The sequence below is a fragment of the Commensalibacter sp. Nvir genome (assembly GCF_963921845.1).
Taxonomy (GTDB): Bacteria; Pseudomonadota; Alphaproteobacteria; order Acetobacterales; family Acetobacteraceae; genus Commensalibacter.
The window spans coordinates 1-25,476 of sequence record NZ_CAWUGZ010000028.1 but is presented as its reverse complement, the minus strand read 5'-3'; the positions used below and the strand labels follow the sequence as shown (position 1 = coordinate 25,476).

Sequence of the window (25,476 nt, the reverse complement as noted above, 5' to 3'; positions counted from 1 at the left end):
GATCCTCAATATAGTGCGTTGATTTATAATAAAAGAATTAAAATTAAAAATAGATTAAATCCTAATTAAATGCACGTCGACAAATGGTTTTTTCTTTAATTTTCGACCCAGTATACGTCTCAGAATGGTTTTAGAATTTTCGATAAGTTCAGTGTCATCATGTAAAATAGCTATGGGTAAAGTTTCGAGAATTTGCGAAAATTCACTGACCACATCGCCAAATTCTTCATCATATTGATCAAAAAGACCCGGTGCACTAAGGTTTAAATCACTTAAAAGTTCCCCTTTTTTATTCACAGCGAAACTGGCAACAACGACGCCATTATAGAGCATACGTCGTCTTGCGGCTAATATATCATCGTCTACAGATAACAATCGATTGCCATCAATAACCAAACGCCCATAGGGTGCACTGCCTATAATTGTTGGATTTTGCGGGGCAAGCCTTAATATGTCGCCATCTTCAAGAAGTATGGGCTCTGCGCCTGATTCTCTTGCGACATTAGCCTGTGCATTTAAGTGCATCCACTCGCCGTGAACAGGGATACCATATTTAGGTCGTACAAGTTTATACAGTTGGCAAACTTCATCATAACTGGCATGTCCTGATACGTGAACCAATTCAGTTTTTGATGTAATAAGCTTAACGTTTCTTCGGATAAGATTGTCTTGTACCCGTTTTACAGCTAATTCATTACCGGGTATGGTACGACTACTATAAATAACGGTATCACCAGAACCTAAGGAAATGTGTTGATGCAAATCTTGTGAAATACGAGTGAGTGCGGCTTTTTCTTCTCCTTGGCTACCGGTAATTATGTAAACGATATTATTTTGTTCTATATCGCTCATATTTTGTTCGGTATAAAAAGGAGGGATATTTTTTAAATATCCGTTTTCTCTTGCAGAAACCTCAAGATTTCTTAATGAGCGTCCAATAATAACAACCGGTCTATTTACTTGTTTTGCGGCGTAGGCAATACTTTCAATTCTTGACACATTGCTTGCGAAACATGTAATGGCAACCCTTCCTTTGAGCGATGCAATTAATGTGGTCAAACTTCTTCGCACTGAGGCTTCTGACTGTGGGGCTTGTTTAACGACTACGTTGGTACTATCACAAACCATGGCTAAAATATTTTCTTGGCCTAGTTTAGCAAATGTTTCTAGATTAGTTTTTTCCCCTATGACAGGTTCGGGATCGAATTTCCAATCGCCTGTGTGCAATACCGTGCCGTAAGGCGTTCGGATAACTATACTTTGTGCTTCAGGAATGGAGTGTGTAACAGGTATAAATTCTAAATCGAAATCACCTAATTTGAAACGATCTGCCATTTTGATCGTACGAACAGAAACTTCGCTTAAAAGACCAGCTTCTCTTAATTTTCTTTTCACAATTGAAGTGGCAAATGGCGTAGTATAAACAGGACATTCTAGATCAGGCCATAAATAGGCTACCGCACCAATATGATCTTCATGAGCGTGCGTGATGACCAATCCTAAAAGGTTATCTTTATGTCTAGAAATAAACTCCGGATCGGGTAAAAGAATATCGGTTTCGGGCATATCGTTACCACTGAAACCAATACCACAATCAATGGCTAACCATTTGCCATTAAGTCTGTATAAATTTAAATTCATGCCAATTTCGCCTGTACCCCCTAAAGGTAGAAAGGCGAAATCCTTTAACTCATCATTCATGTTTATCCTTATTCTAACTAATGTAATCCATTTATTTTATAAGATTTCGATGTGCGAGTATTTTTAACCCTTCAAGGGTTAGTTCAGCATTAATTTTTGTAAAAACTGTAGTCCCTTCGGCTAGTAATGGTGCCAACCCACCTGTTCCAATTATGGTCAATTTTCGTGCATGTTCACTTTGAATCCGTTTAATAATACCTTCAATCAAACCGATATACCCCCAATAAATACCAGATCGCATAGCACCAATCGTTTCCTTACCTATAACAGAGTGAGGTCTTCCAATTCCAATTTTTGGTAGACGTGCCGCAGCTTTATGTAATGCTTCCAGTGAGAGGGTTAATCCTGGTGAAATAACGCCTCCACAATAATTGCCCTGTTCATCAATAACGTCGAAGGTAGTAGCCGTTCCCAAATCAATGACAACGAGCGGTCCATCATATAGGGTGTAAGCGGCTAGACCGTTGAGCAATCGATCAACACCTACTTCTTGGGGGTTAGTTACTAAAATTTCGAACCCCCAATCAAGGCAGGAAGAGGCTATAAGAGGTTCAACCGAAAACCATTGCCGACATAAAAGTAAAAGTTGATAAAGAACAGGTGGCACGACCGTTCCGATAATGGCTTTGTCAATTTTATCAATAGGAATATGTTGTTTTTCCATTAGGGTTAGCAACGTAGAGGCATATTCATCTGAAGTTCTTTGTGGCGACGTGGATAATCTCCAGGTTCCGAGCCAATGATTCCCGTCATGCACCGCGACAACAATGTTTGTATTTCCTGCGTCAATTACTAAGAGCACGTTACCTTTTTTCCCATCAGAGCTAGCAGTTGGTTAAAATATTTGAGCTACAGACAATTTTTTTAAGTCTGCTTGGGTTTTTAAGAGTAAATTTCCTCTATCATCAATGCCTTGATAAATCCCTTTAAGGTTTTCGACGTTTGTTTTAACGTTAATAAACGTTCCTATAGGTATACTATATTTTAACCATGTGCTTCTTATCAAAGGCTCATAGCCTTCTATAAGAAACTGTAACCATTTTGAAAGGTGGTTTTTAATGGTTTTTGTCAATTCTATAATTGAGGGAGGTTCGCTGGTAAAATCTTTGATGCATGCTGTTTCTTTGTCCTTTAATATGGGAGCTTCGTAGATATTAACGCCCAATCCAATAACAACCCAGCGAATTATTCCAGGGTAATCAATGCTATTTTCAATGAGAATACCTGCTAATTTTTTTTGATTATAGAGTAAATCATTAGGCCATTTTATAACTAGGTTTTTTTTACATAGAGGAAGTATTGTATCATATAAAGCCAACGAAGCAACAAACGGTATCCAACAATATTTATGGCCATTAAAATTTGGGGGCCAGAACAAAAACGATAACGCTAGGTTGCCATTAGGTTCATACCACTGTCTTCCCCTGCTTCCTTTAGCTTTGGTTTGTTTTTTTGCACTAATAGCTAGATTAATGTGTGAGTTTAGCTCCGCTTGTTTTATACAATAATCATTTGTAGAAGGTAAACTATCGTGAAATTCTATTTGCCAATTTATATCAGTATTCACGGTTAAATGCTTTATTAAAATAAAGATTGAGCAGCAATTTTGCTGATATGGACAATGGGTGACATAAATAATAAAAAAATTATTGTTACGGTACCCATACTGAAAGTTATTAAAGAGAGAGATAATGGCTGAGGATCAAGAGGTTGTATTAAGGTATTAAAATACATAATTTTTATAATACGCAAGTAAATGTAGGCGCTAATAGCACTGGCTAAAATTCCTATTATAGTTAGTATATATAAGTGTGCTGAGATGGCCGCCCAAAATACCATGAACTTTCCAAAAAATCCTGCTAATGGGGGGGCGCCAGCCATACTAAACATGAAAATGGCCATTGCTGCGGCTATACCGGGATTGGTTTTTCCAAGACCTGATAAATCTTTTACATTTTCAACAATGAGACCCTTCCGTGTCATCGCAGCAATAACAGCAAATGTTCCTATATTCATGAATAAATATACAGTTAAGTAAATTAAACTTCCTAATACACCTTCAGTGGTTGCTGCAGCAAGGCCTACTAATGTGTAACCCATATGCGATATAGAAGAATAAGCCATCATTCTTTTGATATTTGTTTGTACGATAGCGCCTACGCTGCCCACGATGATGGATAAAATCGCTATGATTTCAATTAATAATTGCCATTGGAACGAAATGTTCCCAAAAGGTCCCATTATTAAACGCATAAAAAGAGCGAATGCAGCGAATTTTGGTACAGTCGATAGATACATACTAACAGAGGTTGGAGCACCTTGATAAACATCAGGTGTCCACATATGGAAGGGAGCGGCAGAAATTTTGAAACACAAGCCAACTAAGATAAAAATTAAACCAAAAGATAATCCTGGGGGTATAGGGTTAGGTGAAGCAAAGGCTAGATGCACATGTTCATAACCTAATCCGCCACTGAACCCATAAATTAGCGAGAGACCGTACAAAATAATTGTAGAGGCTACAGAACCTAAAATAAAATATTTTATACCGGCTTCAGAAGAAAAAACATTATCTCGATCAAAAGCACATAAAATATACAGAGGTAAAGAAGATAATTCTAGTCCAAGATAGAGTGTCATTAAATTATTTGAAGACACCATTATCATCGCGCCCGTAGTTGAAAACAAAAGCAGTGCAGTAAATTCGAATGAATTGGAGGAGGCTTTAATATTAAAATCCAGTGATAGAATAATCGTTAGCAAAGCGGCCACAAGAATTAAAAGCTTCATAAACCGAGAAAATTCATCGCTAATAAATAAATTATTAAACCCTAAACCGTTTGAGCCTGTCATAATTAAAAAGCTTACCGCTATCAGGGCAGCGATTGAAAATGTAGAACAGATAAAAAAAGGATTTTCTCTCTTTTGCACTGCGCCGTATGAAATAATTCCTAGACTACTTAACGATAAAATAATCTCGGGCAAAGCTAGTGTCCAATTCATTGGCTAATCCTAATTTCTTTTTTAATGATAGATTAAAAAGGTAGTAAGAATGATCACTAATCCAATCACTAAGGTCAATGCATAAAGTGCAAATGAACCGTTCTGTGTACGAGAAATAGTTTTTGCTGAACGTTGGGTAAAATCTGCAATGATTAGTGGTGCACCTTCAATGATTTCTTTTTCTCCTATATTCCATAAAATTTTAGATAGTATGTGATAAGGTTTGATAAAAATAATTTGGTAAAGCCGATCAAAATACCAAGCATTAATTAAAAATCGGTAAGGTCCTGAAAAGGAATTGGCTAATTTTGTAGGAAGAATTGGAAATCGAACATAACAAATATAAGCAACGAGTATACCCAGTATAGCCAATATTGAGGGAGTCTGGGCAATAAACAACGGTGTACGATGAATAAGGCTAAGGATGTGATTATTGGTTCCTGTAAAAATCGAACTTCCCCAAAAATGTGTATGTTTTGAACCAATATAATAAGACGATAAAATAAATCCACTGCACACAGATCCTAAGGCCAGCACGCCCATGGGATTTATCATGACCGAGGGAGATTCTTTAGCTTTACTCGTCAAAGCTTGATTTTTTGATGGTGCATGAAATACTAAAAATAATAATCTCCAACTATAAAGTGCGGTTAAAAAGGCTGTTAATGAAGTTATCACCCAAGCAAAATAACTACAATTAGAGTTGTACATCCATGCTGATTTCATGATGGCATCTTTCGACCAATAACCGGCAAAAGGGAATATTCCTGCTAGGGCTAATGAACCTATCCACATTACCACACAGGTAAAAGGTAGTTTTTTGGCTAATCCACCCATTTTGAACATATCTTGTTCATTGTGCAGCGCATGAATAACCGAGCCGGCTCCTAGAAACAACAGGGCTTTAAAAAAAGCGTGTGTTGTAAGGTGAAAAAGTGCAATTTGATAGGCTCCACAACCTATCGCTACAAACATATATCCTAATTGGGAGCAAGTGGAATAAGCAATTGATTTCTTAATATCGGTTTGAGTTAACGCAACGGATGCGGCAAAAAAAGCGGTAATTGACCCAATTATAAGAATTAACGCCCGTGTATAGTAGGCTATTTCTAATATTGGGGACATTCTGGCCATTAAAAATACGCCAGCAGTAACCATAGTGGCTGCATGGATTAAAGCAGACACTGGTGTTGGACCCTCCATTGCATCGGGCAACCACACATGGAAAAAAAGCTGAGCCGACTTACCCATCGCCCCTACGAACAAGAGAAAAGAAATCATTTCACAGGCTTTAAAATCATATCCTATAAAATCATAATGGGTTCGCAGTAATTCAGGGGCTCTTTGAAAAATATCCGAAAAATAAACCGAACCACTTAAAATAAAAAGTAAACTAATACCTATTAAAAAAAACAAATCGGCTATTCTATTGACAACGAACGCTTTAATGGCTGCTGCAACTGCTGCAGGCTTGGTATACCAATATCCTATTAGTAGATAACTGGATAAACCGACTGCTTCCCATCCGCAATATAACCCAACGAGATTGCATGAGGTCACGAGTAACAGCATACTGAAAGTAAATAAAGATAAATATGAGAAAAATCGATAGGTGGGCATCTCTTCACGAGACATATAACCAATACTATAGATATGTACAAGGAAAGATATACTGGTAACTATCGTTGCCATGGAAACCGAAAGAGTATCTAATCTTAAATCCCAACTTATGTTGAAAGTGCTGGAACTGATCCAAGTGGCTATTGGGACCAATTTGTCCTGAGGTCCCGAGTAAACAATATGTCCCATAATATACCATGACGCAGCCAAAGATAGTATCATTCCTAAAATAGATACACTTTTAGCAAAGCGATCCCCTAACATTTTTCCTAACAATCCAGAACTACAACTTCCAAATAAGGGGGAAAATAACGTAACTATTAAAAACGATGAATCCATGGGTTGCATCGGATTAGCCTTTCATCATCGTTGTTTTACGAACTTCTATAGAGTGCCTATTCCTATGATACACTGTAATGATCGCTAAACCTATCGCAGATTCCGCTGCCGCAATTGTTAAACTAAACATAACCATTATTTGACCCGTTATATTGGAATAGGCCGAAGAAAAAGCTATTAAATTTAAGTTTGCAGCTAATAACATCAATTCTATAGACATCAAAATTGTGATTAGATTTTTTTTAGTTGCAAAAATTCCAACAAGCCCAATTGTAAAAAGTATACTACTTACAATCATAAAGGGAGCGACACCAATTGTTTCTAAAATATTCATGTTGAATGGTCCGTTTTTGTTCTTTGTTCATGAATGTCAGTCTTGTCGCCAGGTTTTGGACCAAACGAATTGTTTTGTGCGGTTTCAAAGTAACTCTTTTTGGGTCGTATAAAACCCCCTAACGCGTTTGTTCCTTTATGAAGTTCGATAGAGCGCAATTCTAAAGTTTCGCTGGGATTTCTTTGATGTTGTTTATCAATATCTTGTCTACGATTTTCCGATCGTTTACGAAGCGTTAGCACTATAGCACCCACTATTGCTACCAATAAAATTAACCCGCTGATTTGAAATAAAAATATATAATGGGTGTAAATAAGAAGCCCAAGCATTTGAGTATTGGAAAGTGAAGGCAATTGTCCTGTCTGGGTTGAAATGATAGATAAATTATTATGCCAAGTCATTGAAGCGATACTAAGTTCAATCACTAAAACAAATGCAGTAGCAACACCTAGCAAAGCGTGATGTCGTAGTCCTTGTTTAAGTTGCACTAAATTTGTTTGCATGGTCATGACAACGAATAAAAACAAAACCATTACAGCACCAGCGTATATTGCCACTAATAAAATTGCTAGAAATTCTGCACCAGCAAGTAAAAAAAGACCGGCTGCATTACAGAATGTTAAAATTAAAAATAAAGCTGAGTGAACCGGATTTTTGGCAAAAATGACCATTAAAGCTGATAAGAGCATAATAGTTGCGAATAGATAAAAAAGAATGATAGGAGTCATTGTCCTATTCCTTGCTGAGAAACTCTTATGCTTTCAGGTAAGCATTTTAAAAACTTATACGTAATGGTTAAAAAAAACTCAGCGATAAGGTGCATCTTGTTTAAGCCTTAGTGCAATTGCTGTTTCCCATTGATCCCCATTCGAAAGCAGTTTTTCCTTATTATACATTAATTCTTCTCGGGTTTCAGTGGCATATTCGTAATTTGGTCCTTGAACAATAGCATCGACAGGACATGCTTCTTGGCATAATCCACAATAGATACATTTTGTCATATCAATATCGTAGCGTGTCGTTCTTCTTGAGCCATCTTCTCGGGGCTCTGCTTCTATGGTAATGGCCTCAGCAGGACATGTGGCTTCACATAATTTACAAGCGATACAGCGTTCCTCTCCGTTACCATAACGTCTCAAAGCATGTTCGCCTCTGAAACGAGGCGAAAGGGGACTTTTTTCATAAGGGTAATTAATAGTTGCTTTAGGTTTGAAAAAATAGCGTAACGTAATGCCTAGACCCGCAATAAGTTCGGAAAGCATAAGGGAACGAGTTGTCTTTTGGATTATGCCCATTTTACCCTACCCCTCCATAAATACCAAGTTTGGTGAGCATTAAAAAACCCGCCGTCAGTACAACCCAAACTAAAGAAAATGGTAAAAAAACTTTCCATCCCAATCTCATAAGTTGATCATAACGGTATCTAGGAAAAGCGCTTCTAACCCAAATAAAGCAAAACAAACAGAAAAGAATTTTCAAAATTAACCAAAAAGGAGCGGGTATCCATGTAAAGGGAACTAGCTCAAAAGGAGGTAACCATCCTCCTAAGAATAATATGCTGATGAAGGCAGACATCAAAATCATATTTCCGTATTCTGCAAGAAAAAAAAGTCCAAAAGCCATTGAAGAGTACTCAACAAAAAAACCCGCAACCAGTTCGCTCTCCCCTACAGCGAAATCAAAAGGCGCGCGGTTGGTCTCTGCTAAACTAGATATAAAAAAAATGATAAACATAGGGAAAAGCGGTAAGAAAAACCAAACGTTTTTCTGTGCTAGGACGATATCGTTTAGATTGGCACTTCCAGCGATTAATAAAACGGAAACAATGACAAGCCCTATAGAAACTTCGTAGGAAATCATTTGTGCGGTTGCTCTCATGGCTCCTAGTAAAGAATATTTTGAATTGGAAGCCCAACCTGCGAGTAATGTTGCGTAAACGCTTAAAGATGATATAGCCAGTAAATACAAAACCCCTATGTTCAGATTAGCTACAGCCCATCCATCATGGGTAGGGATAACTGCCCAAGCAGCCATACTTAGGGTAAAACCAATAATAGGTGCTAAAAAAAAGATAATTCGGTTAGCTCTAGCGGGTATGATGGTTTCTTTAAATATCATTTTAATGGCGTCAGCAAAAGGCTGTAGTAACCCGAAAGGACCTACAACGTTAGGTCCTTTGCGTAACATAATCGCTGCAAGAATTTTACGCTCAATCCACGTTAAGTAAGCTATTCCGATCAAAAAAGGTACCAACACAGCCAAGGTTTTAATAATAATAAAGAGGATTGAACCCATGGTTGTATGGTAAAAGAAATGTTCCATTTTGTTTACTCAGTTACTTTCAATGAAGAAGATCGACGTAGTAAAGAACATTCGTTCATAGTCGGGCTGGCTCTATTAATAGAATTTGTTAAGAAATAATCTGAAATTACGGATGTAAAGCGTTGATTTTCAAAATCATTTTTTCTTTTTTCAATCGTGAAGTTTTCTTTTTCTGAATTCATCAAACCCAAAGATTGATAGACGGGATTAACGTCTGCCATGTAATTTCTTAAACTATCAAGATCTATAAATGGCATATCAAGGTTTAAATAACGGCCAATTTCCAATAGACTTAGCCATTCTTCTTTTGCTTCACCAAGGGGGAAAATAGCTCTAAAACTTTTTTGAATACGGCCTTCTGTATTTGTGTATATTCCTGACTTTTCAGTATAAGCAGGTGCTGGCAAAATAATGTCCGCTCTAGCAGCTGCTTTTTCTCCATGGTGTCCTTGATAAACAAGAAAACATTCTTGAGGTAAATTTTCAAGATTTAATTCGTCAGCTCCGAGTAACCATAAAAGATCAACGTTCCCTTCTATCATGGAATGAGTATCCAAATGATTTTCATCGGGTATTAACCCTAAGTCTATCCCAGCTACCCTCGATGCAGAAGTATGTAAAATATTTACACCGTTCCATTGACTGTTTAATGCCCCAATTTGGTCAGCAAGTTGCAATAACATATGGAAAAGTGAAGGTGAATCGTTTCGCGTTAAAATACTATGCCCAATAAGAATCATAGGTCGTTTTGCCTTTACAAGCACATCAGTAAAAGCATTTTGACCTTGAAGTAGATCGTTTATAATCGCTGGATCATTGCCTAAATAATTGATTTTATACGTTGGATCAGTAGGCAGATCACCAATGTAGGCAATGGGAAATTCTTCAGTTAACGAAAGCCACCGTTTACGTATTCTTGCATTAATAGTTGGAGACTCATAGCGAGGAAATGAACCCACGATCAGTAAAGCATCTGCCTTTTCAATTCCTGATATGGTTGTATTAAACAAATACCTCCATCGTTCGGAAGAGTCATAATACGCTCCATCTTGTCGGCAATCAATGTTATAACAACCCAATTGATTCAAAAGGATTTTTAAAGATAACATGCTTTCTGCATCACAAAGATCGCCTGCGATGGCCCCTATTCGCTCAGCTTTTACAGTTTTAAGTTTTTGTCCTAAATGTTCTATTGCCTCTGGCCATGACGTTTGGATTAAATTTTTGCCTTGACGGATCCATGGCTTATCAAGTCTTCCTTTTTTTAATCCATCAAGTGAAAAGCGTCCTTTATCTGACAGCCATTGTTCATTAACGAGGTCGTTACGCTTAGGAAGAATTCGCATAATTTCATTGCCGCGAATTTGCAACAAAATGTTCGATCCTGTAGCATCGTGAATGTCTATTGATTGCGTAGTTTTAAGCTCCCAAGAGCGAAAATGAAAACTAGTCGGTTTGGAAGTAAGTGCCCCAACAGGACATATATCAATTAAATTACCCGAAAGTTCGGTATCCATGGCTTGTTCAATGTAAGGGGCAATTTCTAGGTCAGTCCCTCTGTTAAGCCCTCCTAACTCTGCCGTACCGGTAATTTCACTAGTAAATCGTATACAGCGCGTGCATTGTATACATCGTGTCATTGAAGTGCGTATTAGAGGACCAAGATATTTATCTGTAACCGCACGTTTCCCGTCTTTAAAACGTGAACACGATCTTCCATAGGCAACAGCTTGATCTTGTAAATCGCATTCGCCACCTTGATCGCATATGGGACAATCTAATGGATGATTTATAAGTAAAAGTTCCATTGTACTTCTGCGTGCAGCGCGTACAATTTCAGTATCTGTTTTAACTTGCATGCCTTCTGTAACGGGTTGAGAACAAGAAGATACCAAAGGTTTACGAGAACCAGTTATTTCAACAATACACATCCTGCAGTTGCCAGCGACGGATAATTTTTCGTGATAGCAAAAACGAGGTATTTCCTTGCCAGCCAATTCGCAAGCTTGTAACACAGATGAACCTTCTGGAACCGTAATAGGTATGTCATCCACAGTAACTTTTACCATAAAAATATCCCTATGTTCCAACCATTGCTTCTTTGGGTATTTGAATTAAGGACGTGCCACCATGTGTAGTTTTGTAATCCATTAGTCTTTTTTCCATCAGAGGTCGAAAATTACGAATCAAGGATTGTATCGGCCAAGATATAGACATACCCATAGCACAAATCGTTGTATTTTCAATCTGTCCAGTTACATCCATTAACATATCAATTTCATCAATTTCAGCATTTCCCTCTGTCATACGTCTCATGACTTTAAGAACCCAAGCAGATCCTTCGCGGCAGGGAGTACATTGCCCACAACTTTCATGTTTATAAAATTGGGCTATTCTTGTCATTGCTTTAATAATGTCTGTAGATTTATCCATAACAATAATTGCAGCAGTACCTAAATTGGAACCAGCGCTACGCAAACCATCGAAATCCATGATGGCTGTTTCACAGGTTTCTTTATTAAGGAGGGGCATGGATGTCCCACCTGGGATGACAGCGAGTAAATTGTCCCACCCTCCTCTTACCCCTCCACCATGGGTTTCAATAATTTCTTTTAACGGCAATCCTAAAGCTTCTTCAAAAACACAAGGGGTTTGTATATGACCTGAAAGCGTCATTAATTTAGGACCTGTATTATTGGCTCTGCCAATACCGTTGAACCAAGAAGAACCTCGCCTCAAAATGGTGGGTGTAACCGAAATACTTTCGACGTTGTTAATGGTTGTTGGACATCCATAAAGTCCTTTGTTTGCGGGGAAAGGAGGCTTTAATCTTGGTTCACCTTTTTTACCCTCTAAACTCTCAAGTTGTGCAGTTTCTTCACCGCAAATATAAGCTCCAGCTCCTCTGTGGATATGAAAATCAAAATCCCACCCACTTTCGCAAGCGTTTTTACCTATCAACCCTGCTTCATACGCTTCATCAATCGCTATTTGTAGATGGTTGGCTTCGTTATAATATTCGCCTCGAATGTAAATATAAGCGGTGTGTGCGCCAATGGCAAACGACGCAATTAATGCACCTTCGATGATTTTATGAGGCTCATGCCTTAAGATTTCACGGTCTTTGCAGGTTCCTGGTTCTGACTCATCTCCATTAACTACAAGATAATGAGGTAATTCTCCTTGTTGTTTAGGCATGAAAGACCATTTTAAACCGGTGGAGAAACCAGCGCCTCCACGGCCTCTGAGTCCTGAATCTATAACCGTTTTAATGATAGCGTCTCGACCAAGATCTAAGATAGCTTTAGTGTTATTCCAATCCCCTCTTTTTTTAGCACCTTCTAATTTCCAATCTTTTTGTCCATAAAGATTAAGAAAGATTCGATCTTGACTACTTAACATTTTTGACCTCAGTAATAGGGGCTTCAGTATTTGAAGGGGCAGAATTGCATCTTCCCGCCATTGAACCTGGTGGAGGTCTTTTCCCCTGCCGAAGTAAATTAATTAATTCAACAGTAATCTCAGCAGTCATATCTTCATAGTAATCATGATCAACTTGAAGAATAGGTGCGTTTGCACACGCCCCTAGGCATTCCACTTCCGAAAGGGTGAACAACCCGTCGTCGCTGGTTTCACCTATATTTTTTATACCTGTTGCTTTTTTACAGGCCTCAAAAATATCGTCAGAGCCTCTCAACCAACAGGGTGTTGTCCCACAGATTTGCAAATGGTATTTCCCGATGGGTTCTAAATTAAACATTGAGTAGAACGTAGCAATTTCGTATACCCTTGATACGGGTATTTCAAGAATGCGGGCTACTTCAGCAAGTGCTACTTTAGGTATCCAAGCGCTATCTGTTTTTCTTTTCAATTGGTTTTGTACTAAATAGAGCAAAGGGATTACAGCGCTTGCTTTGCGTTCAGGGGGATATTTGCTAAGCGTTTGAGTTATTTGTATTGTGCTTTCTTCATCGAAAGCAAAGCTTAGGGGTTGCTCAATATTTTTTTTATGTGACATAGTACTTTATCTATCCACTTCACCAAAAACCAAGTCCAAGGAACCAATAATTGCGACCATGTCGGCAAGCATATGTCTATGGGAAAGCTCGTCTAAGGCTTGAAGGTGGGAAAAACCTGTTGGGCGTATTTTGCAACGATAGGGTTTTGTTCCTCCGTCCGCAATAAGGTATACACCAAATTCGCCTTTTGGGCTTTCTACAGCCGTATACGTTGTCCCGCTAGGAACATAAAATCCTCCACTATAGAGTTTAAAATAATTAATCAATGCCTCCATGGATTGCTTCATATGTTCTCTTTTGGGTGGGGAAATTTTGTCATTTTCTACTTTAATTGGTCCAGGTTGCATTTTATCCAAACATTGTTGAATAATTTTGGCGCTTTCTCTCATTTCAGCGATGCGTACTAGATAGCGATCATAACAATCACCTTGACGTGCAACAGGAACAGCGAAATCGACTTTATCATAATTATCATAAGGCTGTGAGCGTCTTAGATCCCATGGAACTCCGGAAGCTCTTAAACAGGGTCCTGAAAACCCCCATGATAAAGCGTCTTCAGAAGTACAAACGCCAATGCCAACGGTTCGTTGTTTCCAAATGCGATTATTGGTTAAAAGACCTTCAATGTCATCAATAAGTTTGGGGAAAGCCTTTACCCAACTGGCAATTTTTTCTTCCATCCCTGCAGGTAAATCTTTACTTACGCCTCCATGCCTAAAATAATTAGCGTGGAACCGTGCGCCTGATACACCTTCATAAAACTCCATGAGTTTTTCTCGCTCTTCATATGCCCAAAGCGCAGGAGTCATAGCTCCACAATCTAATCCCATAGCTGTAACGTTTAAGAGATGATTTAGAATCCTTGTTATTTCAGCAAATAAGACCCTGATCCATTTTCCTCTTTCTGGAACGTCTATGCGAAGTAATTTTTCAGTGGCTAATACGAATGCATGCTCTTCACACATAGGGGAAGCGTAATCTAGTCTATCAAAATAGGGAAGCCCTTTATGGTACGCTTTATGTTCTAAAAGTTTTTCGGTTCCTCTATGCAGTAATCCAATATGGGGTGTAGCACGCTTTATAACTTCACCTTCTAGCTCCATCACGACACGCAAAACACCGTGAGCTGAAGGGTGTTGAGGGCCAAAGTTTACGGTATGTGAATCCCCTGCAAGAAAATTCAAAGTATTTTTTTTAATCTCAGATAAGATCTTTTGTGATTTATCTGTAGACCCCTTATTCAAATTTGTATTCATCGAATACCCTTTTGCCGTCTTTAGTAATTGTAACAATTACGGCTTTACTCTAGCGTTTATCATGAATTTTTTCGTCTCCTGGTAAAGTTATTATTCCTTCCCACGGAGAGTCAAAATCAAAATCACGCATATCTTGTGTCAAAGACACAGGTTCATAAACCACCCTATGTTGATCCGCATCGTAACGTGCTTCAACGTATCCCGTTAAAGGAAAATCTTTGCGTAAAGGATGGCCATTAAATCCGTAATCTGTTAATATACGTCTAAGATCAGGTTGTCCTGAAAAAAGGATACCAAACATATCGTAACATTCCCTTTCCCACCAATCTGCATTTTTCCATAGTGATCGAACAGAACAAATGGCACGATTTTCGTCCGTTTGAGTAATAACGCGTATACGCTGGTTTAGGGAAACGGATAGTAAATTATAAACGACGTTAAAGCGAAATTCTCTTTCTGGATAATCTACCCCGCAAACGTCCATAAGTTGCTCGAATTGACATTGAGGATTTAATTTTAAAAAAGTAAGTAGGTTTAGCAATTCGTTTAGTTCAACCGTGACTACGAGTTCGTTAAGTTCGAACTCTGCTTTAATCACACCTTTTATAGCAGTATTTAATAAAAAACTTATTTTTTGTAGTTTAGTAAACTTATTTTGATAAGTGATACATAATTCCAAATTAGACACGAATGACGGTTCCTGTACGTTGAATCTTTTTTTTCAATAACATAATACCGTAAACTAATGCTTCAGCAGTTGGAGGGCATCCTGGAACATAGACATCTACAGGTACTATTTTATCGCAACCTCTAACGACAGAATAAGAATAGTGATAGTACCCCCCTCCATTAGCACAAGATCCCATAGAAATTACCCATCGTGGTTCGGACATTTGATCATAAAGTCGCCTTAAAGCCGGTGCCATTTTATGGGTTAGCGTACCTGCAACAATCATAACATCGGCTTGTCTAGGTGAACCCATCGGCACTACCCCCATACGATCTAGATCATACCGCGGCATATAAGCATGAATCATTTCGACTGCACAACATGCCAAACCGAAAGTCATTGGCCATAAACTGCCCGTCCTTCCCCAATTGATCAATTGATCAAGTTTAGCAACGACAAATCCTTTATCTGTCATAGCACCTGTAATGCCTTTTATTACAGCTTCTTGCTCTTGACTTGGTTCTAAAGAATTTTTATTCCAAAAAATTTTCTCTTGGTCAGCGTCATTTGTCAAGTTTACGCCCTTTATAAATTCATTTGAGATAGTTTTCTTTTAATTGAAGTAGATAACTCGTTAGTCCCATTCTAGAGCCCCTTTACACCATTCGTAAATAAATCCAATGGTTAATACGACAAGAAAAATTAACATTGAGAAAAAGCCAAATGCACCTATTTTTGAAAGGGTAATCGCCCATGGGAATAAAAAAACCATTTCAAGATCAAAAATTATGAATAAAATTCCCACTAAATAATAACGCACGTCAAATATTTGACGTGCATCTTCAAACGCTGGAAAACCACATTCGTAAGGATATATTTTTTCGTCGTAGGGGTTTTGTTTTGCAGAGAATAAAGCGGTGCCAAGCATAGTACAGGCAATACCCAAAGAAATAATAACAAAAATAAGAACGGGCAAATAAGTGCTGAGAATAGCCTGCATAAGAAACTCTTTGTTTTCAAAGCGGAAATTGCGGGATCTATAACTAATTACAAAGTAACGTTATAACAGAGTTTTTTATTTTTTGCACGGCTAATGTATTAAATTGTAATAACAAAAAAATTACTATTAAGGTGAAATACATGTGCTAAAAAACGGGCCGATTGTATGTCTTGAGCAACTAATTTTAAGTTGTTTATAAATATCTATAAAAATGATGCCAATGAATATGGCGCGAGTGACGGGGTTCGAACCCGCGACCTCCGGCGTGACAGGCCGGCGCTCTAACCAAACTGAGCTACACCCGCGTAACGGCTTTTAACGTTCACGTAGAGTTCTAAACTAGAACTCAAAGTATAAATTAGTGGTGGGCGATGACAGTCTCGAACTGCCGACCCTCTCGGTGTAAACGAGATGCTCTACCAACTGAGCTAATCGCCCTTCCGTATTAACGGAACAACGACTTCTTAACATTGAAGCCGTTGTGTGTCTAGACATTTTTTTAAGAAAATCTAACTTTTTATCAATCTATTTGCTTACTGCATCTTTTAGCAATTTTCCGGGCCTAAAGCGAACCGATGTAGAAGCTGGAATCTTAATTTCTTCACCCGTGCGAGGGTTACGTCCTTTTGCAGCTTTGCGTTTAGCGGTGACAAAGCTACCGAAACCAACAAGTCGCACTTCTTGTTTTTTAGCCAGGGTTTTTTCAATGGTGCTTAACACAGCATCAATGACTTCACCTGATTTTGCTTTTGACAGTTCTGTTTTTTCAGCAACTGCAGCGACAAGTTCTTGTTTATTAAGCGGCTTTTCCATTTTTTTTCTTTCCACTATGACGATACGAAATTTAGATTAAATCTTTGAATAGTTGAAGATTTATAATATCAGACTATTGAAGGACTTTGTCATAACGTCAACTATTCTCAGACAACTTAATAGAATTTACTTCATTTCTTAAAATTGGGTTGCAAGTTCAACACAATTAATGAGGTAAAACACTTTTAGAAGCTTCAGAATGATTAGATTTTTTGGTTTTGGGACTGCTGCTCCATCTAAGTGATTCGGCTGGTCTAACGAGCGCTTGATTGATAACGTCATCAACATTTGTAACAGGCAGAATGTTTAAATTGTCGATTACCGTTTTAGGAATATCAACTAAATCTCTCTCATTATCCTTAGGAATGAAAACCGTTTTTATGCCTGCACGTGAAGCAGCAAGAAGTTTTTCTTTCAATCCACCGATGGGAAGTACGCGTCCCCTAAGCGTTATTTCGCCAGTCATAGCGATATCTTTACGGATAGGTATGCCCGTTAATACACTGACAAGGGTTGTGGCCATAGCAACTCCAGCGGACGGCCCGTCTTTTGGGGTTGCTCCTTCCGGTACATGAACATGAATATCTTTTTCTTCAAAAAGTTTTTGATCAATGCCAAATTTGTCTGATCGGCTTTTAACATACGACAACGCCGCAGAGACACTTTCTTGCATCACATCACCAAGTTTTCCAGTATTTTTAATTACGCCTTTTCCTGGAATAATTACGCTCTCAATATTTAAAATTTCTCCACCCACTTCTGTCCAGGCTAAACCCGTCACAACTCCTACCATATCTTCTTGTTCCGTTTCGCCGTAACGAAAACATTTGACGCCAACAAATTCTTCTAAATTATCCAATGTAATGGCAATGTGATCGGATTGTTTAGAAACAATTTTTCTCACTATTTTTCGAACAATTTTGGCTATTTCTCTTTCAAAATTACGTACGCCTGCTTCACGTGTATACGTTCTAACTAATTCGTGAAGAACTTCGTCCGTAATAGACCATTCACTTGGTTTTAAGCTGTGAGATTCACTTTGTTTTTTTATTAAATGTCTTTTAGCTATTTCGACTTTTTCATCTTCCGTATACCCTGCTATTCTTATAATTTCCATACGATCTAAGAGAGGTTGCGGCATGTTATAACTGTTGGCTGTAGTCACAAACATGACGTCAGATAAATCATAATCGACTTCAAGATAGTGGTCTGCGAAGGTGGAATTTTGTTCTGGATCAAGTACTTCTAGTAATGCAGAAGAAGGGTCTCCCCTCCAATCAGAACCAAGTTTATCAATTTCATCCAATAAAAATAGCGGGTTAGAAGTTCCTGCTTTTTTCATTCCTTGAATAATTTTACCAGGCATTGCACCAATATACGTTCTGCGGTGTCCTCTAATTTCAGCTTCATCTCGCACGCCACCTAAGGACATACGTACGTACTCACGTCCAGTAGCCTTAGCAATAGATTTTGCTAAAGAAGTTTTTCCTACACCAGGCGGTCCAATGAGACACAAAATCGGCCCTTTTAGCTTTGAAGAACGAATTTGGACGGCTAAATATTCCAGTATACGTTCTTTAACTTTTTCCAACCCATAATGATCATCATTAAGAATTTTTTCAGCATCAAGCAGATTTTTGGACATTTTGGAACGTTTTTTCCAGGGAATACCAACCAGCCAATCTAAATAGTTTCTAACAACGGTTGCCTCAGCTGACATTGGACTCATAGACCTTAATTTTTTAAGGTCGGAGATGGCTTTATCTTTAGCTTCTTTGCTTAGCCGTGTTTTAGCAATTTTTTCTTCTAAATCGCTAAGTTCGTCCTTTCCTTCCTCGCTATCCCCTAATTCCTTTTGAATAGCTTTTAATTGTTCATTTAAATAGTATTCTCTTTGTGTTTTCTCCATCTGTTTCTTAACGCGATTACGAATCTTTTTTTCAACTTGCAAAACACTCACTTCCGTTTCGAGATGTTCAAGAAGTTTTTCCAATCGTTCGTCAATAGGAAGAGTTTCCAAAATAATTTGTTTTTCGGATACTTTTAAATTTAAATGGCTAGTTACGGTATCGACTAGTTTGGAGGGTGAATTAATTTGATTTACAGCAACTAAAACTTCTGGTGCAATGTTTTTGTTTAATTTAATATATTGTTCAAATTGAGCAATTACTGTTCTTTGAAGTGCTTCGAGTTCGTTGCTTGAAGGATTCAGATCTTCTATTTCTTCGACGTCGGCTTCAAAAAAAGTATCATGATCGATAATTTTTTTTATCTGCGCCCGTTTTAATCCTTCAACTAAAACTTTAACCGTACCATCAGGTAATTTTAATAATTGTAATATCGAAGCTACCGTACCAAAGTTGTAGATATCTTTTTCAGAAAGATCTTCCAGTGAAGGATCTTTTTGAGCTACCAAAAGAATTCTGTCTTGTTTTTTTGTAACCTCTTCCAAGGCTTTGACAGATTTTTCTCTGCCAACAAACAAAGGAACAATCATATGAGGAAAAACGACAATATCTCTTAATGGCAATACAGCCATTAAATTTAGATTTTTTTCCGTTTTGGGATTTTGTTCATTTTTGCTAATTTCAACATCATTATTTGAATTGTCTTCTGTCATAAGCTTATGACCTCCTTAAAGGGACGATCGAATGAGAATGCCCATTTTGGCACATTCTATTACAATGTAGTTTCTGTTATTTAATCTTAGTAATGTATCAGCATTTATTGTATTACCAGAACCCATGCTTGAGAAAACTAACTCCTGAACACAAGATTAAATATTTAAATTCAGGTGAAACCATAATACTGATCTAAGATAAGTTGTATAGAAATAATCACAACATTACTTATGATACAGGGGATATAAGCGAATTTGCAATATAAAGATGAAGCAAATTCGCTATATCAAAGGGGGTTTTTGGCGTCTTTTAAAGGATTTTTTGTCTATGCGGTTTGTTCAATGGGTTTTGTATTATCGTAGACGTAGACAGGTTTTTCATGGTGGGAAATAACTTCTTTATTTACAATAACCTCACTGACATTTTTTAGATCTGGCAGTTCGAACATTGTTGAAAGTAATGTACCTTCCAAAATTGAACGTAATCCTCGGGCTCCTGTATGTCTTTCTATTGCCTTATTAGCAATTTCTTGTAGAGAATGATCAGTAAACGTTAATCGAACGTTTTCGAGTTCAAACAGTTTTTGGTATTGTTTGATCAGTGCATTTTTAGGTTCTGTTAGTATTTGTATCAATGCTTGTCGATCTAAATCATCCAACGTTGCAATGACAGGTAAGCGTCCTATAAACTCTGGTATTAGACCAAATTTCATCAAATCATCGGGTTCAAGTTTGCGAAAAAGTTGACCAATTGCTTGATTTTCTTTCGAAGAAACTTCAGCACCAAATCCTATTCCATACCCTACACTTCGTGCACTGATGATTTTATCAAGTCCTGCAAAAGCTCCACCACATATGAAAAGCATATTGGTTGTATCAACTTGTAAAAACTCCTGTTGTGGGTGTTTTCTTCCTCCTTGAGGGGGAACAGAGGCTATAGTACCTTCCATTATTTTTAATAAAGCTTGTTGTACTCCTTCACCGCTGACGTCTCGGGTTATGGAAGGATTATCTGATTTTCGAGATATTTTGTCGATTTCATCTATATAAATAATTCCTTTTTGGGCTCGTTCAACGTTGTATTCAGCTGCTTGCAGCAATTTTAAAATGATGTTTTCGACATCTTCGCCGACGTAACCAGCTTCGGTAAGAGTAGTAGCATCAGCCATTGTAAAAGGTACATCAAGTATTCTTGCTAATGTCTGAGCCAAAAGAGTTTTTCCCGTACCGGTAGGACCAATAAGGAGAATATTAGATTTTGAAATTTCAATATCGCGCTCTTTATCCATGTGATTAAGGCGTTTATAATGATTGTGGACAGCAACCGATAAAACTTTTTTTGCTTCACCTTGGCCAATAACATAATCGTCCAAAATTTTGCATATTTCCTTTGGAGTAGGTAATCCCTTATGATTTTTAGCCACTGTAGTTTTATTATCTTCTTTAACGATATCCATACAAAGTTCTACACATTCATTGCAAATGAACACTGTTGGTCCTGCAATCAATTTTTTGACTTCATGTTGCGATTTCCCGCAAAAAGAGCAGTAAAGTGCATTGTTGGTATCTTCTTTGTTTTCAGCCATTTTCACCCCTACTCTTACATAACTAGAAGGATAGTATACTATTAAAGTTAACCCTATTGAATGAAAAAATATTTCATATACAAACAGATACAGCAGACAGCTGCTAATCTAGTTTGGATTGAATAGGACGTTTTTGTACGACCTTATCAATAATACCGAAGTCTCGTGCCTCTTCGGGAGACATATAACTGTCTCTTTCAAGTTTTTGTTCGATTTCTTCAAGAGTTCTTCCGGTATGACGATTATAGATTTGGTTCAAGTTCTTTCTAATTTCAAGTATCTCACGCGCTTGAATTTGAATATCACTTGCTTGGCCTTGGGCACCACCTGAAGGTTGGTGAACCATAATACGCGCATTTGGCAAAGCGTAACGCTCCCCTTTTTCACCACCGCAAAGCAACAAAGACCCCATAGAAGCAGCTTGACCAATGCATACTGTACTGACCGGACAACTGATAAATTGCATCGTATCGTAAATTGCTAAGCCAGCTGAAACTACTCCTCCTGGACTGTTGATGTAAAAAAAAATTTCTTTTTTTGGATTAATGCTTTCTAGATATAAAAGTTGAGCCGAAATTAAAGAAGAAACTTGGTCGTAAACCGTGCCGGTTAAAAAGATAATTCGTTCTTTTAGTAATCTCGAATAGATATCGAAAGCTCTCTCGCCTCGAGAAGTTTGTTCAACAACCATCGGCACTAAAGCATTATCGTAAACCTCTAGAGGATTAAAATTCCTCATAAAATTTTTCCTAAACGTAAATGGATTGATTGAGTGTTATTTTACTATAGCAGTGTATAATCTAAACAAAATTTTAACTTGCTTCAATCTTTTGAAAAAAAAAGGATGTTTGGATTTATTCCAAACATCCTTTTACAAAATTATAGGGAATTAAAGCGTAGCTTCGGGCATTTCAGATAATTCTTCAAATGTTACTTCTTTATCATTTATATGAGCCAACTCAAGAATATAGGAAATGACTTTATTTTCGTAAATCGGCCCTTTTAAGGATTCTACAGCTTGAGGGTTTTTTTGGAAAAATTCTATTACTTCTTTTTCTTTTCCTGGATAACGCATTGCTTCAGAACGCATTGCTTGGGAAAGTTCTTCTTCGGTCACAGAAATAGAATTTTGCTTGCCAATTTCTACGAGCACCAAGCCAAGCCTGACGCGACGTTCTGCAATTTTGCGGTACTCCGCTTTGAGAGTTTCTTCATCTTTAGCTTTATCGTCTTCATCCAATTGATTTGATTTACGATCATTTTCAATGCGTTTCCAAATCTGAGCAAACTCATTTTCAAGTAAACCTTTAGGAAGTTCAAAATTTACCTTTTCAGAAAGTAAATCGAGAATTTCTCTTTTTAATCGCATTTGGGTGAGTTGTTCGTATTCAGCATTAATTTGTTTTTCAACCAATTGCTTTAATTTATCAAGAGATTCCATACCAAGTTTAGTAGCAAAAGCATCATTAACTTCTGGAATAATCGCTTGTTTTAAAGATTTGGCATGAATATCAAATGTAGCTTGTTTTCCTGCAAGATTTGGAGCTTGATAATTTTCAGGGAATGTAACTGTTATTTGTTTTTTTTCTCCAGGTGACATTCCTTCGATTTGCTCAGCAAAACCTGGAATGAAACCAGCACCTCCAATTTCAACATTAACGTTTTCAGCTGTACCATCTTCGAAAGCAACGCCATCGACTTTTCCAACGAAATCAACAACAAGAACATCTCCGTCGGTTGCTGGACGAACCTCTTCAATATCTTTAAATTCTTTTTGGCGTTCTGCAATAGTTTCTATGGATTTTTGTATAGCTTCATCGGTAGGTTTGGCTTTATAACGTGTTAATGTAAATCCTTTGAAATCTGGCACTTCAAAATCAGGAATCAGCTCGACTTCAAAAGAAAACTCCAGATCGTCTCCTTCTTTATAATTTTCAGACAACGCTATATTTGGCTGAGAAGCAGCACGAAGTCCTCTTTCGTCTAATGTCGAATTGATAGCTTGGCTTATGGCGTCGTTGACAATTTCATTGTGAACGGATTTTCCGTAACGCTGTTTAACAACGGGCAAAGGCACTTTTCCAGGTCTAAACCCGGGTATGTTCATTTGCTTACCCATTTCAATTAGTCGATGTTTTTTTTTGTCAGCGATTTGCGTCTGTTCAATTACGATTTTAAAGCCACGCTTTAGGCTTTCAGAAAGCGTTTCAGTAACCTGCATTATCCAGGTCATCCTCTCGGTCAAAATTGTTCTACCTAGATAAATTAGGTATTGATTATAACGAAACGGATTGCCTAATTACAAGTCCAAATAGCGGCCGTTAATTTACTGACCGTTATTGGTGCGGATGGAGGGACTTGAACCCCCACGACTCACGCCACCAGATTCTAAGTCTGGCGTGTCTACCAATTTCACCACATCCGCACATCCGTGGTTTACGTTAGTTTTCTTAACTTACAATTATGCGAAGAGCAACACTTTTTTCATTTTTTTTCATTTTGATACAATTTATAAGCGTTATCTCTAGCTTTGCCTAATTGTTGAGCTATCATTTCTGCATCGGGCCAGTTATGTTCGCATAAACTTGCAGCTTCTCCATGTATCCAAACTCCAGCACAGGCACTTTCCCAAAAATTCATACCACTGGCTATAAGGGTTGCAATGATACCTGAAAGGAGATCTCCTGATCCCGCAGTAGCAAGACGTGGGCTGGCGTGATGGTTGATAACAACCTTTCCTTCAGGAGAAACGATAAGGGTATCTGGTCCCTTTAGGACAATGACGCTTTGTATTTTAGTTGCAGCTTTACGAACGTCCGCAACTTTGTCAGCCCCTAGCTTCCCAAACACTCTTTCAAATTCACCCTTATGAGGGGTTATAACGGATACGCCTTTTAAAATGTCACTATTATTTCGTTCAAAAGCTCCTGCATCTGCGACAATATTTTTACCAAAGCTGAAAAGTTTTGGAAATGATTCTAAAAACTCAAAACTACTTAACCCCGGGCCGCATACCCAAGTGTTTCGACGATTGTCGTTAAGCACTTCGTCAAAATTATTATGATCAATCATAAAACAAGGGGAAAAATTGGCATACAAAGCATACTGTCCAAAAGGAAACAGAGTTACCAATCCTGCACCACTGTTTTTAGCCGCTAACGCAGAGAGTCTTGCTGCCCCTGTGGTGTATTTACTACCAACAATACTTACAATCCCTCTTTTATATTTGTAATCATCAAACGTTTGCCCCGTAAGATTCCATAGAGATGGATGGTTAAGATAAAACTTCACTTTTATTTTGTTGATCAAGTCAAAATCAATACCGATGTCTTTGATCTTCAATTGACCAATATGTGCTTTTCCGGGATATAAATAATGGCCGGGTTTAGCTGTTGTAAACGTTATTGTTAATTCAGCTTGAAGCGCGAAATTTTTAATTTCCCCTGTAAGACCATTGACTCCCGAAGGTATATCAATAGATATGACGCGTTTTAAGTTTCCCAATAGGAATTTTAAATCATTAGGCAGTTCGCGATTTAAACCACTTCCAAACAAGGCATCTATAATTAATTCATCTTTTTGAATTTCAGAGTCTGATAACGTTCCAAGCGCACCAGTCCATTCTAGTTTCATGCTATGGGCCAAACTTCCTAATTTCGGGGACCCATACGTTAATACTCTTACTGGCCAACCTTCCTTAGCGAGAAGTCTTGCAGCTACATACCCATCGCCACCATTATTTCCTGGGCCACATAAAACCGTAGTTTTACAAGGTTTATAATGTTTAAGCACTTCAGAATAAACTGCTCTACCAGCATTTTCCATCACGCATCTCAGTTTTCCCAATTTTTCAATTTTTCTATCAATAAAATGATTTTGTTTTGGTGTGAGAAGCTTATAATTTGAGATGTTTTTGATCATGATCAGACCCTGTATGAGCTTATACTGGAAGGAATTACACTAATCAGATTATAGGTTATATCAGAAATATCTTCAGAACAAAAAAGAGTAAAAAACTTTTGAAAGATCAATAAACACTGCAGTCTTCAAATTTTACGCTTAATTAAAACATCATGTTTAAAATTATCAAAATTTAAACTGCATAGTTTGATATTATGTCATTGTTACTTTTATTTACAATTTTAGCTTTTAAATATGTAGCTATATTCAATACTATTGGTTAACCTACATAT

General features: G+C 37.7%; 22 protein-coding genes and 3 tRNA genes. All 25 read right to left on the bottom strand.

All coding sequences use genetic code 11. The features are described 5' to 3' along the window. Positions 1–54: 54 nt before the first annotated feature. Positions 55–1,701 (bottom strand): ribonuclease J, encoded by a 1,647-nt coding sequence (locus tag AABE15_RS02165; protein ID WP_338329638.1) that lies wholly within the window; start codon positions 1,699–1,701, stop codon positions 55–57. Between the two features lie 31 nt (positions 1,702–1,732). Then, positions 1,733–2,503, bottom strand: a complete 771-nt coding sequence (locus AABE15_RS02160; protein ID WP_338329637.1) for a type III pantothenate kinase — start codon at positions 2,501–2,503, stop codon at positions 1,733–1,735. Between the two features lie 33 nt (positions 2,504–2,536). After that, positions 2,537–3,268, bottom strand: coding sequence for a biotin--[acetyl-CoA-carboxylase] ligase (locus AABE15_RS02155; RefSeq protein ID WP_338329636.1), 732 nt, complete (start codon positions 3,266–3,268; stop codon positions 2,537–2,539). 14 nt (positions 3,269–3,282) lie between these two features. After that, complete coding sequence (nuoN, locus tag AABE15_RS02150; protein WP_338329635.1) at positions 3,283–4,704, bottom strand: NADH-quinone oxidoreductase subunit NuoN; 1,422 nt, start codon at positions 4,702–4,704, stop codon at positions 3,283–3,285. Positions 4,705–4,725: 21 nt separating this feature from the next. Next, positions 4,726–6,672 (bottom strand): NADH-quinone oxidoreductase subunit L, encoded by a 1,947-nt coding sequence (gene nuoL / locus AABE15_RS02145; protein WP_338329634.1) that lies wholly within the window; start codon positions 6,670–6,672, stop codon positions 4,726–4,728. A gap of 4 nt (positions 6,673–6,676) precedes the next feature. Next, on the bottom strand, positions 6,677–6,997 hold the full coding sequence (gene nuoK, locus AABE15_RS02140) for an NADH-quinone oxidoreductase subunit NuoK (RefSeq protein WP_338329633.1): 321 nt from the start codon (positions 6,995–6,997) through the stop codon (positions 6,677–6,679). Further along, positions 6,994–7,725 (bottom strand): NADH-quinone oxidoreductase subunit J, encoded by a 732-nt coding sequence (locus AABE15_RS02135; RefSeq protein WP_338329632.1) that lies wholly within the window; start codon positions 7,723–7,725, stop codon positions 6,994–6,996. The genes nuoK and AABE15_RS02135 overlap by 4 nt, the downstream gene beginning before the upstream one ends. Positions 7,726–7,803: 78 nt before the next feature. Then, entirely contained in the window at positions 7,804–8,292 is a 489-nt protein-coding gene (gene nuoI / locus AABE15_RS02130) for an NADH-quinone oxidoreductase subunit NuoI (RefSeq protein WP_338329631.1), read from the bottom strand. A gap of 1 nt (position 8,293) precedes the next feature. Then, a complete protein-coding gene (gene nuoH, locus AABE15_RS02125) occupies positions 8,294–9,319 on the bottom strand; it encodes an NADH-quinone oxidoreductase subunit NuoH (RefSeq protein ID WP_338329630.1) in 1,026 nt (341 codons plus the stop codon). A gap of 5 nt (positions 9,320–9,324) precedes the next feature. Then, positions 9,325–11,388, bottom strand: a complete 2,064-nt coding sequence (gene nuoG, locus AABE15_RS02120) for an NADH-quinone oxidoreductase subunit NuoG (protein ID WP_338329629.1) — start codon at positions 11,386–11,388, stop codon at positions 9,325–9,327. Positions 11,389–11,398: 10 nt separating this feature from the next. Further along, positions 11,399–12,721, bottom strand: coding sequence for an NADH-quinone oxidoreductase subunit NuoF (nuoF, locus tag AABE15_RS02115; protein WP_338329628.1), 1,323 nt, complete (start codon positions 12,719–12,721; stop codon positions 11,399–11,401). Then, on the bottom strand, positions 12,711–13,337 hold the full coding sequence (locus AABE15_RS02110; protein WP_338329627.1) for an NAD(P)H-dependent oxidoreductase subunit E: 627 nt from the start codon (positions 13,335–13,337) through the stop codon (positions 12,711–12,713). Before AABE15_RS02110 ends, nuoF begins: the two co-directional genes overlap by 11 nt. Positions 13,338–13,343: 6 nt before the next feature. Then, positions 13,344–14,594, bottom strand: a complete 1,251-nt coding sequence (locus AABE15_RS02105; protein WP_338329626.1) for an NADH-quinone oxidoreductase subunit D — start codon at positions 14,592–14,594, stop codon at positions 13,344–13,346. A 49-nt stretch (positions 14,595–14,643) separates the two neighbouring features. Next, entirely contained in the window at positions 14,644–15,282 is a 639-nt protein-coding gene (locus tag AABE15_RS02100) for an NADH-quinone oxidoreductase subunit C (RefSeq protein WP_408870241.1), read from the bottom strand. Further along, on the bottom strand, positions 15,275–15,838 hold the full coding sequence (locus tag AABE15_RS02095; RefSeq protein WP_408870240.1) for a NuoB/complex I 20 kDa subunit family protein: 564 nt from the start codon (positions 15,836–15,838) through the stop codon (positions 15,275–15,277). Before AABE15_RS02095 ends, AABE15_RS02100 begins: the two co-directional genes overlap by 8 nt. 60 nt (positions 15,839–15,898) lie before the next feature. Continuing rightward, positions 15,899–16,264, bottom strand: a complete 366-nt coding sequence (gene ndhC / locus AABE15_RS02090) for an NADH-quinone oxidoreductase subunit A (protein WP_338329625.1) — start codon at positions 16,262–16,264, stop codon at positions 15,899–15,901. A gap of 227 nt (positions 16,265–16,491) precedes the next feature. Further along, positions 16,492–16,569: transfer RNA gene (locus AABE15_RS02085), tRNA-Asp, on the bottom strand. Between the two features lie 57 nt (positions 16,570–16,626). Then, positions 16,627–16,702: transfer RNA gene (locus tag AABE15_RS02080), tRNA-Val, on the bottom strand. A gap of 87 nt (positions 16,703–16,789) precedes the next feature. After that, positions 16,790–17,077: an HU family DNA-binding protein gene (locus AABE15_RS02075; RefSeq protein ID WP_338329624.1), complete on the bottom strand. Its 288-nt coding sequence runs from the start codon at positions 17,075–17,077 to the stop codon at positions 16,790–16,792. Between the two features lie 166 nt (positions 17,078–17,243). Beyond that, complete coding sequence (gene lon / locus AABE15_RS02070) at positions 17,244–19,697, bottom strand: endopeptidase La (protein ID WP_338329623.1); 2,454 nt, start codon at positions 19,695–19,697, stop codon at positions 17,244–17,246. Between the two features lie 326 nt (positions 19,698–20,023). Then, complete coding sequence (gene clpX / locus AABE15_RS02065; protein ID WP_338329622.1) at positions 20,024–21,283, bottom strand: ATP-dependent Clp protease ATP-binding subunit ClpX; 1,260 nt, start codon at positions 21,281–21,283, stop codon at positions 20,024–20,026. A 103-nt stretch (positions 21,284–21,386) separates the two neighbouring features. Then, complete coding sequence (locus tag AABE15_RS02060; protein ID WP_338329621.1) at positions 21,387–22,022, bottom strand: ATP-dependent Clp protease proteolytic subunit; 636 nt, start codon at positions 22,020–22,022, stop codon at positions 21,387–21,389. 150 nt (positions 22,023–22,172) lie between these two features. Continuing rightward, the gene (gene tig / locus AABE15_RS02055; RefSeq protein ID WP_338329620.1) at positions 22,173–23,504 is read right to left on the bottom strand and encodes a trigger factor; all 1,332 of its coding nucleotides are present in this window, start codon (positions 23,502–23,504) and stop codon (positions 22,173–22,175) included. A 119-nt stretch (positions 23,505–23,623) separates the two neighbouring features. Beyond that, a tRNA-Leu gene (locus AABE15_RS02050) sits at positions 23,624–23,708 on the bottom strand. A gap of 59 nt (positions 23,709–23,767) precedes the next feature. Next, complete coding sequence (locus AABE15_RS02045; protein WP_338329619.1) at positions 23,768–25,204, bottom strand: NAD(P)H-hydrate dehydratase; 1,437 nt, start codon at positions 25,202–25,204, stop codon at positions 23,768–23,770. Between the last annotated feature and the right edge of the window lie 272 nt (positions 25,205–25,476).

Coding starts and splice junctions, on each gene's coding strand:
- AABE15_RS02105 (WP_338329626.1), bottom strand. CDS start 14,594: ATGAATACAAATTTGAATAAGGGGTCTACAGATAAATCACAAAAGATC.
- AABE15_RS02075 (WP_338329624.1), bottom strand. CDS start 17,077: ATGGAAAAGCCGCTTAATAAACAAGAACTTGTCGCTGCAGTTGCTGAA.
- nuoG (WP_338329629.1), bottom strand. CDS start 11,388: ATGGTAAAAGTTACTGTGGATGACATACCTATTACGGTTCCAGAAGGT.
- AABE15_RS02060 (WP_338329621.1), bottom strand. CDS start 22,022: ATGAGGAATTTTAATCCTCTAGAGGTTTACGATAATGCTTTAGTGCCG.
- AABE15_RS02110 (WP_338329627.1), bottom strand. CDS start 13,337: ATGTCACATAAAAAAAATATTGAGCAACCCCTAAGCTTTGCTTTCGAT.
- tig (WP_338329620.1), bottom strand. CDS start 23,504: ATGCAGGTTACTGAAACGCTTTCTGAAAGCCTAAAGCGTGGCTTTAAA.
- nuoF (WP_338329628.1), bottom strand. CDS start 12,721: ATGTTAAGTAGTCAAGATCGAATCTTTCTTAATCTTTATGGACAAAAA.
- nuoI (WP_338329631.1), bottom strand. CDS start 8,292: ATGGGCATAATCCAAAAGACAACTCGTTCCCTTATGCTTTCCGAACTT.
- lon (WP_338329623.1), bottom strand. CDS start 19,697: ATGACAGAAGACAATTCAAATAATGATGTTGAAATTAGCAAAAATGAA.
- nuoN (WP_338329635.1), bottom strand. CDS start 4,704: ATGAATTGGACACTAGCTTTGCCCGAGATTATTTTATCGTTAAGTAGT.
- nuoH (WP_338329630.1), bottom strand. CDS start 9,319: ATGGAACATTTCTTTTACCATACAACCATGGGTTCAATCCTCTTTATT.
- nuoK (WP_338329633.1), bottom strand. CDS start 6,997: ATGAATATTTTAGAAACAATTGGTGTCGCTCCCTTTATGATTGTAAGT.
- AABE15_RS02135 (WP_338329632.1), bottom strand. CDS start 7,725: ATGACTCCTATCATTCTTTTTTATCTATTCGCAACTATTATGCTCTTA.
- nuoL (WP_338329634.1), bottom strand. CDS start 6,672: ATGCAACCCATGGATTCATCGTTTTTAATAGTTACGTTATTTTCCCCC.
- AABE15_RS02165 (WP_338329638.1), bottom strand. CDS start 1,701: ATGAATGATGAGTTAAAGGATTTCGCCTTTCTACCTTTAGGGGGTACA.
- clpX (WP_338329622.1), bottom strand. CDS start 21,283: ATGGCTGAAAACAAAGAAGATACCAACAATGCACTTTACTGCTCTTTT.
- ndhC (WP_338329625.1), bottom strand. CDS start 16,264: ATGCAGGCTATTCTCAGCACTTATTTGCCCGTTCTTATTTTTGTTATT.
- AABE15_RS02045 (WP_338329619.1), bottom strand. CDS start 25,204: ATGATCAAAAACATCTCAAATTATAAGCTTCTCACACCAAAACAAAAT.